Origin of the sequence: Streptomyces sp. 5-10 (genome assembly GCF_014712245.1) — a bacterium.
GTDB classification, from domain to species: Bacteria; Actinomycetota; Actinomycetes; order Streptomycetales; family Streptomycetaceae; genus Streptomyces; species Streptomyces violaceusniger.
This window is the reverse complement of record NZ_JACVYG010000003.1, coordinates 368,585-383,817: the sequence shown is the minus strand read 5'-3', so window position 1 is coordinate 383,817 and position 15,233 is coordinate 368,585. Positions and strand designations below refer to the sequence as shown.

At 70.5% G+C, this 15,233-nt stretch carries 15 protein-coding genes; 10 read left to right on the top strand and 5 right to left on the bottom strand.

Features of this window, described 5'->3' with window-relative positions; all coding sequences use genetic code 11:
• Positions 1 to 54 precede the first annotated feature (54 nt).
• From IEJ02_RS06095 to IEJ02_RS06075, 5 genes are all read left to right on the top strand, one after another.
• On the top strand, positions 55 to 789 hold the full coding sequence (locus IEJ02_RS06095; protein ID WP_191063747.1) for an alpha/beta fold hydrolase: 735 nt from the start codon (positions 55 to 57) through the stop codon (positions 787 to 789).
• Positions 790 to 953: 164 nt separating this feature from the next.
• Positions 954 to 1,721: a GntR family transcriptional regulator gene (locus IEJ02_RS06090; RefSeq protein WP_191063746.1), complete on the top strand. Its 768-nt coding sequence runs from the start codon at positions 954 to 956 to the stop codon at positions 1,719 to 1,721.
• Positions 1,722 to 1,798: 77 nt separating this feature from the next.
• Positions 1,799 to 2,806, top strand: a complete 1,008-nt coding sequence (locus IEJ02_RS06085) for an ADP-ribosylglycohydrolase family protein (RefSeq protein ID WP_191063745.1) — start codon at positions 1,799 to 1,801, stop codon at positions 2,804 to 2,806.
• Positions 2,807 to 2,868: 62 nt separating this feature from the next.
• Positions 2,869 to 4,362, top strand: coding sequence for a purine-cytosine permease family protein (locus IEJ02_RS06080; RefSeq protein ID WP_137981641.1), 1,494 nt, complete (start codon positions 2,869 to 2,871; stop codon positions 4,360 to 4,362).
• Entirely contained in the window at positions 4,359 to 5,381 is a 1,023-nt protein-coding gene (locus IEJ02_RS06075; protein ID WP_191063744.1) for a PfkB family carbohydrate kinase, read from the top strand. Before IEJ02_RS06080 ends, IEJ02_RS06075 begins: the two co-directional genes overlap by 4 nt.
• A gap of 67 nt (positions 5,382 to 5,448) precedes the next feature.
• Here the strand turns inward: IEJ02_RS06075 and IEJ02_RS06070 are convergent, their stop codons facing one another.
• Complete coding sequence (locus IEJ02_RS06070; RefSeq protein WP_191063743.1) at positions 5,449 to 6,078, bottom strand: TetR/AcrR family transcriptional regulator; 630 nt, start codon at positions 6,076 to 6,078, stop codon at positions 5,449 to 5,451.
• Between the two features lie 201 nt (positions 6,079 to 6,279).
• On the opposite strand from IEJ02_RS06070, the gene IEJ02_RS06065 reads away from it, so the two are divergent.
• The 3 genes from IEJ02_RS06065 to IEJ02_RS06055 all read left to right on the top strand — a co-directional run bounded on the left by IEJ02_RS06065 (position 6,280) and on the right by IEJ02_RS06055 (position 8,184).
• Positions 6,280 to 6,981: an SDR family oxidoreductase gene (locus IEJ02_RS06065; RefSeq protein ID WP_191063742.1), complete on the top strand. Its 702-nt coding sequence runs from the start codon at positions 6,280 to 6,282 to the stop codon at positions 6,979 to 6,981.
• A gap of 64 nt (positions 6,982 to 7,045) precedes the next feature.
• Positions 7,046 to 7,468, top strand: coding sequence for a tautomerase family protein (locus IEJ02_RS06060; RefSeq protein WP_191063741.1), 423 nt, complete (start codon positions 7,046 to 7,048; stop codon positions 7,466 to 7,468).
• Between the two features lie 113 nt (positions 7,469 to 7,581).
• Complete coding sequence (locus IEJ02_RS06055; protein WP_191063740.1) at positions 7,582 to 8,184, top strand: DJ-1/PfpI family protein; 603 nt, start codon at positions 7,582 to 7,584, stop codon at positions 8,182 to 8,184.
• Between the two features lie 6 nt (positions 8,185 to 8,190).
• On the opposite strand, the gene IEJ02_RS06050 is transcribed toward IEJ02_RS06055, so the two are convergent.
• From IEJ02_RS06050 to IEJ02_RS06040, 3 genes are all read right to left on the bottom strand, one after another.
• Entirely contained in the window at positions 8,191 to 8,958 is a 768-nt protein-coding gene (locus IEJ02_RS06050; protein ID WP_223863414.1) for a siderophore-interacting protein, read from the bottom strand.
• A gap of 76 nt (positions 8,959 to 9,034) precedes the next feature.
• Positions 9,035 to 9,943: a PDR/VanB family oxidoreductase gene (locus tag IEJ02_RS06045; RefSeq protein ID WP_191063738.1), complete on the bottom strand. Its 909-nt coding sequence runs from the start codon at positions 9,941 to 9,943 to the stop codon at positions 9,035 to 9,037.
• Positions 9,944 to 9,966: 23 nt separating this feature from the next.
• Positions 9,967 to 10,596, bottom strand: a complete 630-nt coding sequence (locus IEJ02_RS06040) for an MSMEG_1061 family FMN-dependent PPOX-type flavoprotein (protein ID WP_191063737.1) — start codon at positions 10,594 to 10,596, stop codon at positions 9,967 to 9,969.
• A 169-nt stretch (positions 10,597 to 10,765) separates the two neighbouring features.
• On the opposite strand from IEJ02_RS06040, the gene IEJ02_RS06035 reads away from it, so the two are divergent.
• A complete protein-coding gene (locus tag IEJ02_RS06035; protein WP_191063736.1) occupies positions 10,766 to 11,461 on the top strand; it encodes a TetR/AcrR family transcriptional regulator in 696 nt (231 codons plus the stop codon).
• Positions 11,462 to 11,507: 46 nt separating this feature from the next.
• Here the strand turns inward: IEJ02_RS06035 and asnB are convergent, their stop codons facing one another.
• Positions 11,508 to 13,340 carry an asparagine synthase (glutamine-hydrolyzing) gene (gene asnB / locus IEJ02_RS06030; RefSeq protein WP_191063799.1) on the bottom strand — a complete coding sequence of 611 codons (1,833 nt, stop codon included), beginning with the start codon at positions 13,338 to 13,340 and terminating at the stop codon, positions 11,508 to 11,510.
• A gap of 336 nt (positions 13,341 to 13,676) precedes the next feature.
• Between asnB and IEJ02_RS06025 the strand changes: the two genes are divergently transcribed.
• Positions 13,677 to 15,131 carry a glyceraldehyde-3-phosphate dehydrogenase gene (locus tag IEJ02_RS06025; RefSeq protein WP_191063735.1) on the top strand — a complete coding sequence of 485 codons (1,455 nt, stop codon included), beginning with the start codon at positions 13,677 to 13,679 and terminating at the stop codon, positions 15,129 to 15,131.
• Positions 15,132 to 15,233: the final 102 nt, after the last annotated feature.

The window sequence follows — 15,233 nt, the reverse complement described above, 5'->3', positions numbered from 1 at the left end:
GTATTCCGCAATACCGGGCGGATCCTGTCCGGTATCCCTCCTAGCGTCTGAGCCATGGCGATCTACGTACTTCTTCCCGGGTTCTGGCTCGGGGCCTGGGCCTGGCGCCCGGTGGCGGATGACCTGCGCGGCCGTGGGCACGACGTCCACTCCCTCAGCCTGACCGGAATGGGCGAACGGGCACATCTGGCCCGGCCCGACACCGACCTGGAGACCCACATCACCGATGTGCTCAACCTGATCCGTTACGAGGACCTGCACGATGTGGTGCTGGTCGGCCACAGCTATGCCGGTGCGGTGGTCGTCCCGGGCGTGGCGGACCGGATGCCGGACCGGATCAGCCGCCTGGTGTTCATCGACAGCGGACCGCTGCCGGACGGGATGTCCCACCTGGAGTTCACCCCGCCCGAGGAGCAGTCGCGCAACGCCGAGCTGGTCCGCGCGGAGGGGGACGGCTGGCGGCTGCCGCCCCCGCCGTGGCGGCAGCTGGCCTCCGAAGTGCCCGGACTGCCGCACGACACGCTCGAACGGCTGGTGCGGCTGTCGGTGCCGCAGCCATGGGCCACCGCCACCACCCCGGTCCGGCTGACCGAGGCGTGGGAGAAGCTGCCGCGGCTGCATGTGCTGTGCAGCTTCCCGGTGGCCGAGGTCCGGGCGCGGATCGGCGTCGTTCCGGCGTTCCGTCATATGGCGACCGAGGGGTGGGCGTACCGGGAGCTGCCCGGCTGGCACTGGCCGATGTTCGACCAGCCCGGCGAGCTGGCGGCGATCCTGCACGACGCGGCCTGACGGACCCCGGCTGTCGCTCACCCATGGCGCGGCCCGCCGCACGGCGGGCCGCGCCATCGGCTTTCCCGCCGCCAGGGCGTTCCGGCGGACCGAGAGTGATCGGTTTCCGATGGGAGTGCTTGCGACTCTAGACAGGACTGAACATGTATGGCTAACGTCCGGACATGCCTAAACAGGTCCTCAAGCATCAGCGCATCGCCCGCGTCCTGGCCCGTGAGATCCACAGCGGCGCCCTGGAACCGGGCAGCAGGCTGCCCGGCGAACACGCGCTCACCCGGCGCTTCGCGGTCAGCAGGGCCACCGTCCGCCAGGCGCTGGACGAGCTCAGCAAGCAGGGGCTGATCTCCACCCACGCGGGCGTCGGCTCGTTCGTCACCTTCGACGGCGGCCTGCTGGACAACCGGCTGGGGTGGACCAGGGCGCTGGCCGACCAGGGCGCCCAGGTCACCACCGAGGTGCTCCGTCTGGAAGCGGTGCGCGATGCCCGGCTGGCCGGTGAACTCGGCCTCGACGGCGTCGAGTTCATGGCGCTCGACCGGTTGCGGGTGCTGCCGGAGGGCACCCCGGTCGCGCTGGAGCGCAGCCGGGTTCCGATGGTCCCGGCCCTGGCCGAGGTCCCGCTCGGCGGGCTCCTCGACGGCTCGCTGACCAAGACCCTCGCCGCGGTCGGCATCCGGGCCACGCACGGGGACGAGTGGGCGTCCGTGCGCCAACTGGCCGCCGACGAGGCGACCCTGCTCCGCCGCCAGGTGGGAGAGGTCTGGCTCAACACCCGCCGGGTCAGCCGCGGGGCCGATGGCCGGATCGTCGAGCAGGTGACCAGCCTCCTGGACCCCGCCCGCTTCCAGCTGCACCTCGGCTTCGGCGAGAGCCCCGACGAGACGGCCCTGGGCAGCGGCGATGAGACATCCGCGAGGAAGCAGCCCCGATGAGACCCCACACCACCCCCCGCGAGGCGCGGCCCGCCCCCGCCCGACGTACCGCCTCCGCGCACTGACAGGAAGTCCGCATGAACCACCAGCACGACCGCGCGCTCGGCGCCCTCTACGGCCTGGCGATGGGTGACGCCCTCGGTATGCCCACCCAGATCATGTCCCGGCGGTCCATCGTCGCCCGGTTCGGCACCGTCACCGATTTCGAACCCGGCCCGGAGGACAACCCGGTGAGCGCCGGAATGCCCGCCGGTTCGGTCACGGACGACACCGATCAGGCCGTCATCGTCGGCCGGCTGCTGACCGGGTCCGGCGGCCGGATCGACCCGCTGCGGCTCGCGCACGAGCTCCTGGAGTGGGAGCGCGCCATGAAGGCCAAGGGCTCCTTCGACCTGCTCGGCCCCTCCACCAAGGCCGCCCTGGAGGCCGTGTCGGCGGGCGTACCGCCGGAGGAGGCGGGCAAGTCCGGTGCCACCAACGGCGCGGCCATGCGGATCACCCCCGTCGGCGTCGCCTTCCCCGACACGCCCCTGGAGCCCTTCCTCGACCGGGTCGCGGAGGCGTGCCAGGTCACCCATGACACCTCCATCGGCATCGCCTCCGCCGCCGCCGTGGCCGCCGCGGTGAGCCGTGGCATCGACGGCGGCGGCCTGGAGGACGCCGTCGGCGCGGCGATCACGGCGGCCGAGGCCGGCGCCGAGCGCGGCCACTGGGTCGCCGGGGCCGATATCGCCGCCCGCATCGGCTGGGCCGTGGACCTGGTCCGGGGCCTGCCCGAGCGGCAGGCCCTGGACCGCGTCTGTGACCTGGTCGGCACCAGCGTCGCCAGCCAGGAGTCGGTCCCCGCCGCCTTCGCCGTGCTGGCCCTCGCCGAGGGCGAGCCATGGCGGGCCTGTCTGTTGGCGGCCAACCTCGGCGGCGACTGCGACACCATCGGTGCCATCGCCGGCGCCATAGCCGGTGCCGTCAGCGGGGCGTCCGCCCTGCCCGACGACGCCCTCGCCACCCTGCGCTCGGTCAACGACCTCGACCTGGAACCGCTGGCCAAGGCCCTGCTCGCGCTGCGCGCCGACACGGCCGCGTGACACACACCCCCGCCCCCCACATCCGCACCGGAGCGCCCCCGGACAGAAAGACAGGTACCACCATGGCGGCTTCAGAGAACGACCGCGTCGGCTCCGTGGAGACCAGAGGCATCGAGCCGGTTCCCGACGCCGAGCGCCACGGCCATGCGAGCCAGATGTTCTGGACCTGGTTCGCCGCGAACATCAGCATCCTCGGCCTGCCGCTCGGCGCGGCGCTGGTCAGCTTCCGCGGCCTGAACATCTGGCAGGCGGCCGTCGTGGCCATCCTCGGCTCCTTCGGCTCCTTCGCCCTGGTGGGCGCCCTCAGCATCGCCGGGAAGCGGGGCGGAGCGCCCGCCCTCACCCTCTCCCGCGCGGTGTTCGGGGTCCGTGGCAACGCGGGACCCACGCTGGTCACCTGGATGAGCCGGCTCGGCTGGGAGACCATCAACACCACCACGGCCGCCTTCGCCCTGCTGGCGCTGCTCGACGCCGCCTTCGGCATCCGGCGGAACACCGTCCTGACCGTGGTGTGCCTGCTGGTCTTCATCGGCTGCACCCTGCTGATCAGCGGCCTGGGCCACGCCACCATCATGTGGATCAACAGGTGGGCCAGCTATGTCTTCGGTCTGCTCAACCTCGTCGTGATCGGCTTTCTCGCCACCACCATCGACTGGGGCAAGGTCTTCCACGCCCCGGTCGGGCCGGTGAGTTCCATGGTCGTGGGGGTCGGCATGATCGCCGCCGGTACCGGGATCGGCTGGGCCAACACCGGGGCCGACTACGCCCGTTATCTGCCCCGCCGGATTCCCGGCGGCAGGCTGGTGGCCGCCTCCGCCTTCGGTGCCGGTATCCCGCTGGTGGTGCTGATCTCGCTGGGCTCGCTCCTCGCGGCGGGTGAACCCGATCTGGCCTCCGCCTCCGACCCCGTCTCGGCGATCAACACGATGCTGCCCTCGTGGATGTCCATCCCGTATCTGATCGCCGCGTTCGGCGGACTGCTGCTCTCCAACCACCTGTCCGTCTACTCGGCCGGGCTCACCATGATCACCCTGGGGATACGGGTCCGGCGCACCCTCGCCGTCGGCTTGGACGTGGTCGTCACCTTCGCGGGCGGGATCTACTTCATCCTGATCGCCAAGGACTTCTACGGCCCGTTCATCACCTTCCTCACCCTCCTCGCCGTCCCCATCAACGCCTGGGTGGGCGTCTTCGCGGTCGACCTGATACTCCGCCGGTCCTACGACGGCGCGGCCCTGATGGACGTCGGCCGCTCCAGCCGCTACTGGTTCCGGGGCGGGGTCGCCTGGGCCGCGATGATCGCCTGGGCGGCGGCCATCGTGGTGGGCCTGCTGTTCACCGAGGCCAGTACCAGCGCCACCGACGTGTGGTTCTCCGGGCCGCTCGCCCACAGCTGGATCGGGTCCAACGGGCTGGGATGGGTGGTGACCCTGGTGCTCGCGGCCGTCGTCTACGCCCTGCTGCGCCGGCTCGACGGCACCGTCCGCGAGGAGGCGTCCGCGCAACCGCCGCAAGCGCAGGTGCTGCCCGCCCCGGCCGCGCGGGAGCTCTCATGAGCGGCCACGACGCCGTCCCCGACGCCGTCCCCGGCGCCTCCGGCGAGGCCACGGTCGGTCGGCTGGTCCTGCTCGGCAACGCCATCGTCGACCTGGTGATGCGGGTGCCCGCACTGCCCGAACGCGGTGGCGACATCATCTCCCGGGACACCACCCTCACCACGGGCGGCGGATTCAACGTCCTCACCGCCGCCCGCCGCCTGGGGCTGCCGGCCGTGTACGCGGGTGCCCACGGCACCGGGCCGTTCGGCGACCGGGTCCGGGCGGACCTCGCCCGGGAGGGCATCGAGGTGCCGCTGCCTCCGGTCACGGGGGAGGACACCGGATTCTGCGTGGCCTTCGTCGACGGCGGTGGCGAGCGCACCTTCGCCACCAGCCTCGGCGCGGAGGCCCGGCTGACCGAGGCCCACGCGACGGCCGTGCTCGCCGCGCTGCGCCCCGGCGACCTGGTGCAGATCTCCGGATACGGGCTCGCCTACCCGGTGAACGGCCCGGTCCTGGCCTCGCTCGTGGCACGGCTGCCGGAACACACCCGGGTCTTCCTCGACCCGGGCCCCCTGGCCGACCAGATCCCCGAGCAGGTGCTGGAGCCCGTTCTGGCGCGCTGCGACTGGGTCAGCTGCAACCAGCGCGAGGGGCGGCTGCTGACCGGGCGGGACGACGCCCGGGAGGCCGCGGTCGCGCTCGCCGCGCGGCTGGGCCCGCGCACCGGGGTGCTGCTGCGGGCCGACGCGGACGGCTGCTGGCTGGTCCCGCCCGGCGGAGAGCCCGCGCACATCCCCGGCCGCCGGGTGACCGCGGTCGACAGCAACGGCGCGGGCGACGCCCATACGGGAGCGTTCCTGGCCCTCCTCGGCCACGGGCTGGAGCTGAGCAGCGCCGTACGGGGTGCCAACGCGGCGGCCGCCTTCGCGGTCACCCGCCACGGCCCCGCCACCGGGCCGACCGTCGGCGAGCTGCTGGACTTCCTCGGCGGCGAGCCGCTCGCGGCGCGGCTGTCCTCGGCGCTCGGACGGTAGCCCGTGCCTGGTGCCCGCCGCTGGGGGCGGGCACCAGGTGAGACCGAACCCCTGACGCGAGCGCGCTTCACTCGGCGGCTTCGGACGCGTCCTTCCCGTCGGGGGTGTGCTCATACGCGCCGAGGACGTGGTCGCGCACCGCGGTCAGGATGCGGTCCGACAGATCGTCGCCCGCGCAGGCCCGTGACAGCACCAACGCCCCGACCATGGTGGACAGTTCGACGAGAACGGACTCCTCGTCGGCGGCCGTGGCGCCGGACGTCCTCGCGTTGCGCTCCATCCCGCCGATCAGATTGCGCACACCCTCGGTGTACGCCCCTTTGAGCGGGTCACCGGGCTCCGCCCGTGCGGCGTCCACCGCCAGCGCCGCGGCGGCGCACCCCAGGCCGGGGTTGTCGCGGTGCCGGGCGGACAGATAGGCGGCCAGGAAGGCGGCCCGGGCGCCGCTCGTGTCCTCGCCCTCGGGTGGTTCCTCCATGGCGGCGAGGCGTTCGGCGAACGCGGCCGAGCACGCCTGGGCGACCAGGTCGTCCTTCGAGGCGAAGTGGCGGTAGAAGCCGCCGTGGGTCAGACCTGCCGCCGCCATCGCCTGCGGCACGCTCACCTTGTCGGCGCCGTGGGTGCGCACCAGCTTCGCGGTGGCCGCGATCACCTGCTCGCGGTGGCGCTCGGCCTCGGCTCGGGATGCTCGGGGCATGGTCGGTACTTCCTTCTGCGTGTGGTGCCGGACGGGGGTACCGGATGCCGGTACCGCGTCGATGATATTTGCGCCCCATTTTAGATGATGCTAATAATCTATTCCAGCGCGCCGTTGGGCCGTGGCCTCATGGGCCGCCGTCCCCGCCGGTTCGAGCGCGCGCTTCGACACGTTCGACACGTTCGGCAAGGAGGGCCCGACATGGTTGCGATCGATGGTTCCGTGGTGCTGGTGACCGGAGGCCAACGCGGCATCGGCAAGGCGTATGTGGAGGCGTTGCTCGCGCGCGGAGCGGCGAAGGTCTACGCGACGGCGCGGAAGCCCAGCCCCAGCGAGGACCCGCGGGTGGAGGCCGTCTCCCTCGATGTCAACGACGCGGACGCGGTCGCCGCTCTCGCCGACCGGGCCACGGATGTGGACATCGTCATCAACAACGCGGGAGTGCTCCTGCCCTCGCCGCTGCTGACGGCGGACATGGCCGATGTGGTGGCCACGTTCGAAACGAACGTCTTCGGGCCGCTCCGGGTGGCCCGCGCGTTCGCCCCGGTCCTGGCCGCGCGGGGCGGCGGTGCGCTGGTCGACATGCACTCCGTGCTGTCCTGGGGCGCCGGCGCGGCCGCCTACGGCGCCTCGAAGGCCGCGCTGTGGTCGATCACGAACTCTCTCCGCATCGAGCTGGCGGACCAGGGCACCCAGGTGGTCGGGGTGCACCTCGGGCTCGCCGACACCGACATGGTCGCCGGGATACCGAGTCAGAAGATCTCCCCGGCCGAGGTCGTGGAGGCGGTTCTGGACGGCGTCGAGAGCGGTGGCGACGAGGTGCTCGTCGACGACGTGACCCGGCAGATGAAGGCGGCGCTCGCCGGGCCGGTGGAGGGCCTCACCGTTCGCCTCGGAAATTGACCGCTCGCCGCGGACAGCCGCTCGTCACCACTGACCGACTTCACTCGTCCCGAAGGAGAGAGCAATGCCCCTGTGGCACGTCTACCATCCGGTCGGCGCCTACTCCGCGGAGCAGAAGCGGCAATTCGCCGCGGACGTCACGGAGTACTACACCCGGGCCGGTCTGCCGAAGTTCTACGTCGTCACCCTCTTCCACGAGGTCCCCGAGTCCTCGTTCCTGGTCGGCGGGGAGCCGTCGGACAACGCCGTCCGGGTCGTGGTCGAGCACATCGCCCGCCACCTGACGGACCCCGAGGTGCGGAAGAGGAGCACCGAGGGGCTCAACCGCCTGCTGGCTCCCCATACCCGGGACCGCGGGCTGCACTGCGAGTTCCACGTCGACGAGACGCCCCGGGACCTCTGGATGATCGACGGGATGTGGCCCCCTCCCGCGCGCAGCGAAGCCGAACAGCTCTGGGCGCGGGAGAACCGTCCGGTGGCGTACTGACCGCGAGCCCGACCGCGACCGCATCGCGGCACCGCGAGGCCGCCGGCATCGATCGGCGGCCTCGCCCCGGGAAATCCGTGGCCGAGCGAGGGTGGGTCTGATTGGATCGCGGCATGGCCCAGGAAGACACGCGGAAGATCGGGATCCTGCTGTTCCCGGACGTGGAGGAGCTCGACGCCATCGGTCCATGGGAGGTGCTGGCCTACTGGACGCGCAACTTCGCCGAGGACGGGTGGCAGGTGTTCTGCTTCTCCGCCGATGGAAACCCCGTGACCTGCGCGAAGGGGCTCACCGTCGAGGCCCATCACGCGATGGCCGATCTGCCCGCGCTGGATGTGCTGCTGCACCCCGGCGGCCAGGGGACCCGGCCCCAGCTCGCGGACGACCAGCACCTGGAGTGGGTCCGGGCCCAGCGGCGGTCCGTCCCCCTGATGACGAGCGTGTGCACGGGCTCGCTGGTCTACGCGGCGGCCGGGCTGCTGGCCGGGCGCCCCGCGACCACGCATTGGGCGTCGCTGGACCGGCTCGCCGAGCTCGACCCGACGATCGACGTACGGCCCGGCGAGCGGTTCGTCGACGACGGTGACCTGATCACCTCCGCGGGCGTCTCGGCCGGTATCGACATGGCCCTTCACCTGGTCGCCAGGCTGGCCTCGCCGGAGCGCGCACGTCAGGTGCGGCGTGGCATCCAGTACGACCCGCGGCCACCGGTGTGATCAGACTCAGCCGGGGCTGGAGCGGCCGTGCCGCCAGTAGCCGAAGAACGCGATGTCCGGCTTGGGCACGCCGCGGTCGCGCACCAGGTGGCGGCGCAGTCCGGTGGCCAGTCCGGCTTCCCCGGCGACCCAGGTGTAGAACCGGCCCGGTCGCAGCGACGACGTACGGATCGCTTCGAGGGTCGGCCCGCCGGGCAGGACGTCCGCGCCGTCCCGGGCCAGCCACCGCACCCGTACGCCCTCGGGAGCGGTGATGTCCGTGCGGATATCGGCGGTCCCGGGCACCTCCAGGAAGACCTCCGCCACCAGCGACGCCGGAGCGTGCTCGAGGATGGCGAGGATCGCCGGCACGGCGCTCTCGTCCCCGGCGAGCAGTTGCCATTCGGCATGGGCCGGTGGCAGATAGCTCATGCCCATGTCGAAGATGCCCGCCGGGTCTCCGGGCCGGGCGCGCCGGGCCCAGGTGGCGGCCGGGGTGTCGCCGTGCAGGGCGAACTCGATGTCCACCTCGCCGAGTTCGGGCCGGGTGCGCCGGATGGTGAAGTTGCGCACCCAGGGTCGGCGTGACTTCGGCAGGAGGAGTAATTCCGCCATCCACGCCTCGCTGGAGAGCTTGGGCATCCTCAGCCCGTCCTGCCCTTCGCGGGGGAAGAACAGCCGCACCATCTGGTCGAAGCCCATGGGCTTCAGGTGCTCCAGTTCGGGTCCGCCGAGTGTGATGGCCGAGAAGGCGGGTGTCAGCCGAGTGTTCCGGCGCACCTCCAGCCTGATCATTTGCCGTGAATCGGGCGTGCGCACCTTGGGCAACATGTCATTCCTCGCGTTGAGTTGGGGGCCGCTCGCCGCCTGGTCACAGGTCCACGACGAGCCGCGGGGACAGGGCGCGGGACACACAGGCGTACATCCGCCCCGCGGGGGCGCCGATGTCGTCCCGGTGCTCGGGTTCGCCGTCGAGCACGGCCACTTCGCAGCTGCCGCAGACGCCTTCGCGGCATCCGGCCGCCACCGGGAATCCGGCGTGGGTCAAGGCGTCCAGCAGCGACTCGTCGGCGGGCACCGGAACCGTCCGCCCCGACCGGGCACACACCGCCTCGAACGCCGCGTTGGGCGCGAACGACCTGGGCGCCGGGCGGAACCGCTCCGCGTACAGCCGCCCCGAGGGGAACGCGGCCTCCGCCGCGGCGAGCATCGGCCCGGGGCCGCAGGCGTAGACCACGGCACCGGGGCTCAGCGCGGATGCCAGAGCCGCGAAGTCCGGCCTGCCCTGCCGGCGCGTGGCGACGATCCGCACCCGATCGCCGAAGGAGGCGCGCAGGTCGTCGACGAAGGGCATGGACGCCACCGACTGCCCCAGGTACACGAGCGATGCGGGGACGTCCGAGGCGGCCGCCGCTCGCAGCATCGGCAGGATCGGGGTGATGCCGATCCCGCCGGCGAGGAAGAGATACTCCGGCGCGGGGAGCAGCGGGAAGTGGTTCCGCGGCAGCGACACATCGAGGGCGCGGCCCTGGCGCAGGAACCGGTGGATGTACTCCGAACCGCCCCGGCTGAGGCGGTCGTGCCGTACCGCGACCCGATAGGACTCCCGGTCCGCCGGGTCTCCGCACAGCGAGTACTGCCGGGTCAGCCAGTTCGGCAGCGCCACGTCGATATGGGCGCCCGGCTCCCAGGGCGCCAGCGGTCCGGTGGCGCCTCGCAGGACGAGGGACACGACGTCCTCGGCGACCTGCTCGATGTGGTCGACGACGGTCTGTTGCATCGTTGATTCACCTTGTGCCGTGGTCAGTAGAGTTTCCGGTAGCCCTCTTCGAGGGCGTGGGTGAGTGCCATCGGGTCGATGTCCATCCCGAATTGGGCGGTGGCGATCTCGCCGACCGACGGGATCTCGTCGGCGAGGGCCTGACTCGCGGGATCCCACAGCCGGGAGCGGATGAGCGCGCGACCGCAGTGGAAGTACGCCTCCGTCACCTCGACGACGATCGCCAGCACCGGATCCCTGGCCTCGGTCCGCATCCGGGCGAGCACATCGGGGTCGTCGGTGGGGTAGGCGCGGCCGTTGACCCGCAAGGTCTCCCGCAGCCCGGGGATGAGGAAGAGCAGCCCGATCCCGTCGTTCTCGGCGAGGTTGCGGAAGGAGTCGGCGATCTTGTTGCCGGGGCGGTCGGGAATCGCGAGCGTATGGGCGTCGAGGACCTTCACGAACCCCGGGTAGTCGCCACGGGGGGAGCAGTCGGCGCGCCCCTCCGCGTCCGCCGTGGCCATGGACAGGAAGGGGGAGTGCGCGATGAAGAGGCGGAAGTACTCGTCGATATGGTCCTGGATCTTGGCCTTGACCATGGCTTCGGGCTCCCCGAGCCGGGCGTGGACCTCGGCCGGCGACAACCGCCGGGGGCGTGTGCTGGTCTGCGTCATGAGGACTCCTTCCGGGAGGGGCGGAGCGGAGGGCGGGGCCCGTGCCGGTCGCCTCCCGCATCCCCGCCGACGACCGTGGCTCACCGCTCCGCCGCAGTTCATGGCACTATTGTGAGCAATTACTCAGGTCTTGCGCCACTCGCTTTCCAGGCGCCGAGCAGGAGGTGTCATGACGACCGGCCGTCGCGGACTTCAGCCACGTAAACAGCCACGCCAGGCCCGGGCCGAGCTCACCCGGCAGCGCATCCTCACCGCCGCTGCTCACGTTTTCGCCGAGTACGGCTATGCCGCCGGGACCACCAACCGCATCGCCGAGCGCGCCCGGATCTCGATCGGCTCGCTGTACCAGTACTATCCGAACAAGGACGCGATCCTGGCCGAGTTGCTGATCCGTCACCTCGATGCCGGGGGTGATGCCATCAGGAGCCGCCAGGACGAAGACGAACCGGACTCCCTGGAAGAGATCATCCGCGGTTTCGCGCGCCCGGTGATCGCGAACCATCTCGACGACCCGCAGCTGCTCCGCGTCATGATGGAACACGGGCCACGGTCGCCCGAGTTGCTCGAGAAGATCGCCCGGCATGAGCGGGAACGGGTCGCCTACACCCAGGACTTGCTCGAGCGCCATCCCGAGGTCCGGGTCGAGGACACCTACGTCGCCGCCCGGCTCGTGGTGTCCACGGTCGAACTCGTCGTCCACCAGCTCGTCGCGGCACCCGACTCCATCGACACCGAGCGGCTGGAGAACGAACTCGTCGCGATGATCACCCGCTATCTCACGGCCGCGCCGGGCGGGGCGGGCGGAGTCGAGCGGCCGCGGAACGAGGGACGGGCACCCGGCGGCCCAGGTGCCCGTCCCTCGTGATGTGTGATGCGTGGTGTGTGATGTGCGCGCGGTCGGACCGCGGGCGTCAGTCGATCGTGATGATGGGCTTGCGCAGGTCGAACCACGCCGCCAGGTCGAGGGCGCGTTCGATGGTGGCGCGCTGCTGCGTGGTGATGTCCTCCGCCGGCGCGTCGATCGCCTCCTTCAGCGTCTCGGTGCGGCACAGCTCGAGCGCCTGGTGTCCGGAGGTGATGAGATCGCCCGCCTGCTGCCTGATGGCGGAGAGATAGGCGGGGTCGAAGCTGCCGGGGTAGCCGCTCTTCTTGCGGTTGGCCACGGACTCGGGCAGCACATCGCGGGTGGCCTCGCGCAGGATGCTCTTCTCCCGCCCGTCGAAGGTCTTCAGCGACCAGGGGGTGTTGAAGACGTAGGAGACGAGGCGGTGGTCGCAGAACGGCACCCTGACCTCCAGACCGACGGCCATGCTCATCCGGTCCTTGCGGTCCAGCAGGGTGTTGACCATGCGGGTGAGGTGCAGATAGCAGACCTGCCGCATGCGCTTCTCCAGGCCGGTCTCACCGTCCTTGAGCGGGGCTTCGGCCAGGGCGGAGAGGTAGTGGTCGCGTAGGTAGGTGTCCAGGTCCAGCTTCTCGGTGAGGTCCTGGGACAGCAGGCTCTTGGACTCACCGAGCGTCAGTCCTCCGGCGAGCCAGGGGAAGGTGTCGGCCTCGCGCCGCTCGTCGTGGAACCACGGGTAGCCGCCGAAGACCTCATCGGCCGACTCGCCCGACAGGGCCACGGTCGACTGTTCGCGAACGGCCTTGAACAGCAGATAGAGCGAGTTGTCCCGGTCGCCGAGCCCGATCGGCAGGTCCCTCGCCGCGATGGCCGCCTGCCTGACGGCCGGGTCGGACAGGGCGGAGCCGTCGAGCACGATGTCCCGGTGGTCGCATTTCACATGCTCGGCCACGGCGTGCACATACGGCGTGTCGACGCTGGGCGCCACGTCGATCGCGCGGAAGTTCTCCGCCTGCCCGGGGAAGTCCACGGCGAAGCTGCGGACGGTCTCGCCGTGTTCGCCGAGTTTGCGGGCGGCGAGCGAGGTCATCGCCGAGGAGTCGAGCCCCCCGGAGAGCAGGGTGCAGCGGGGCACGTCGGCGACGAGCTGACGGGCGATGATGTCCTCCAGCAGCTCCCGCACATGGGCGACGGTCGCCTGCTGGTCATCGGTGTGCTCGGAGACCTCCAGACGCCAGTACGCCTGCTCGCGAAGCCCGTTGCGGTCGACGACGGCGATGTGGCCGGGGCGCAGCTCCTTCATGCCCTTCCAGATCGCATGGCCCGGGGTCTTGGCGAAGGAGAAGATCTCCCGCAGCCCGTCCAGGCCGACCTCGGGGGCGGCGAGCGGATTGGCGAGGATGGCCTTGGGCTCGGACCCGAAGAGGACGCCGTCGTCGGTCTCGTAGTAGTAGAACGGCTTGATGCCCATCCGGTCCCGGATCATCACCAGCTTCTCGGTGCGGGAATCCCAGATGGCGAAGGCGTACATGCCGTTCAGTTTCTCGGTGAGGGATTCGCCCCACTCGACATAGCCGCGCAGGACGACCTCGGTGTCGGAGTCGGTGGTGAAGCCGTGGCCCCTGCGGCGCAGTTCGTCGCGCAGCTCGGTGAAGTTGTACGCCTCACCGGAGTAGACCATGCTCACGGGGCCGTCGGCCGTGTCGACGGCCATGGGCTGCGCCCCGCCGGGCAGGTCGATGACGGCCAGCCTGCGGTGCCCGAGCGCCGCCCTGCCGGTCACCCACGCCCCGGCCGCGTCCGGGCCACGGCAGGCCATCGTCTCCGTCATGGTGTCGAGGACCTGGCGGTGGGAGGTCAGATCGCGGCGGTAGGAGACCCAGCCGGTGATGCCGCACACAGTGATCATCCCTTTCACTCAGCGGGAGATGGTTGCCTGTGAAAACCATCTACCTCTCCGGAGGGGGATCGCTACCGGGTGCTGATCTCTGAGGGAGTGGTATTTCTCACTGGTAAATTCATGTTAATAGTGAGTTTCGTCATGAGTGCTGTCCGAAAAACGACGCCCACTAAGTCGCCATTTTACGGCTGATATCCGCTTCGTCATTCATCGAGGAATGACCCGCATGTGGGAGCCGTGCCGGGAGCCCGGGTAGCGCGGATGGATGGGGGTGCCGACGCCCCCCATGACCTGGGGGCTAGCATATGAGCGCCACCTAGCTCGAAAGATAAACTTGTGACTCTCAACGAGGACTCGTTCACCAACTGGAAGCACCGCGAGGAGATCGCGGAGTCGATGATCCCCCTCATCGGGAAGCTGCATCGGGAGCGGGACGTCACGGTCCTGCTGCACAGCCGCTCCTTGGTGAACAAGTCGGTCGTCAGCATCCTCAAGACCCACCGATTCGCCCGCCAGATCGCCGGTGCGGAGCTCTCGGTCACCGACACCCTGCCGTTCCTTCAGGCGCTCACCGCGCTGGATCTCGGCCCCTCCCAGATCGACATCGGCATGCTCGCCGAGAAGCACCGGGCCGATGACCGCGGTCTCTCGGTGGAGGAGTTCACCGCCGAGGCCGTCGCCGGTGCCACCGGGGCCAACAAGATCGAGTGCCGTGAGGGACGCGATGTCGTCCTCTACGGGTTCGGGCGGATCGGGCGGCTGGTCGCCCGTCTGCTCATCGAGAAGGCCGGGTCCGGCAACGGGCTGCGGCTGCGTGCCATCGTCGTCCGCGGGGGCGGCGGGCGGGCCGGTGAGGACATCGTCAAGCGGGCCTCGCTGCTGCGCCGCGACTCCATTCACGGCCAGTTCCAGGGCACGATCACCGTGGACGAGGCGAACAGCAAGATCATCGCCAATGGCAACGAGATCAAGGTGATCTACGCCGACGACCCGACGTCGGTGGACTACACGGCGTACGGCATCAAGGACGCCATCCTCATCGACAACACCGGCAAGTGGCGCGACCGCGAAGGGCTGTCCAAGCATCTGCGCCCCGGTATCGACAAGGTGGTGCTGACCGCGCCGGGCAAGGGCGATGTCCCCAACGTCGTCCACGGCGTCAACCACGACACGATCAAGCCGGACGAGCGGATCCTGTCCTGCGCCTCGTGCACCACCAACGCGATCGTCCCGCCGCTGAAGGCGATGGCGGACGAGTACGGCGTGCTGCGCGGCCATGTGGAGACCGTCCACTCGTTCACCAACGACCAGAACCTGCTGGACAACTACCACAAGTCCGACCGCCGTGGCCGCTCGGCGCCGCTCAACATGGTCATCACCGAGACCGGTGCCGCCTCCGCCGTGGCGAAGGCGCTGCCCGACCTCAAGGCGAAGATCACCGGCAGCTCGATCCGCGTTCCGGTGCCGGACGTCTCGATCGCGATCCTCAACCTGCAACTCGCGCGCGAGACCACCCGCGAGGAGGTCCTGGACTACCTGCGCGATGTGTCCCTGACCTCGCCGCTCAAGCGTCAGATCGACTTCATCAGCGCTCCCGACGCGGTCTCCAACGACTTCATCGGCTCCCGCCACGCCTCGATCGTCGACGCTGGCGCCACCAAGGTCGAGGGCGACAACGCGATCCTCTACCTCTGGTACGACAACGAGTTCGGCTACTCCTGCCAGGTCATCCGCGTCGTCCAGCACGTCTCCGGGGTGGAGTACCCGACCTACCCGGCCCCGGTGGTCTGACACGTGCCACGACGACGGACCCGCTTCCGGCCCCGTCCGGGAGCGGGTCCGCCTACTCGCCCGTTCCGGACATGTCGGCCAGCAGCCGTACGATGCCCGCCG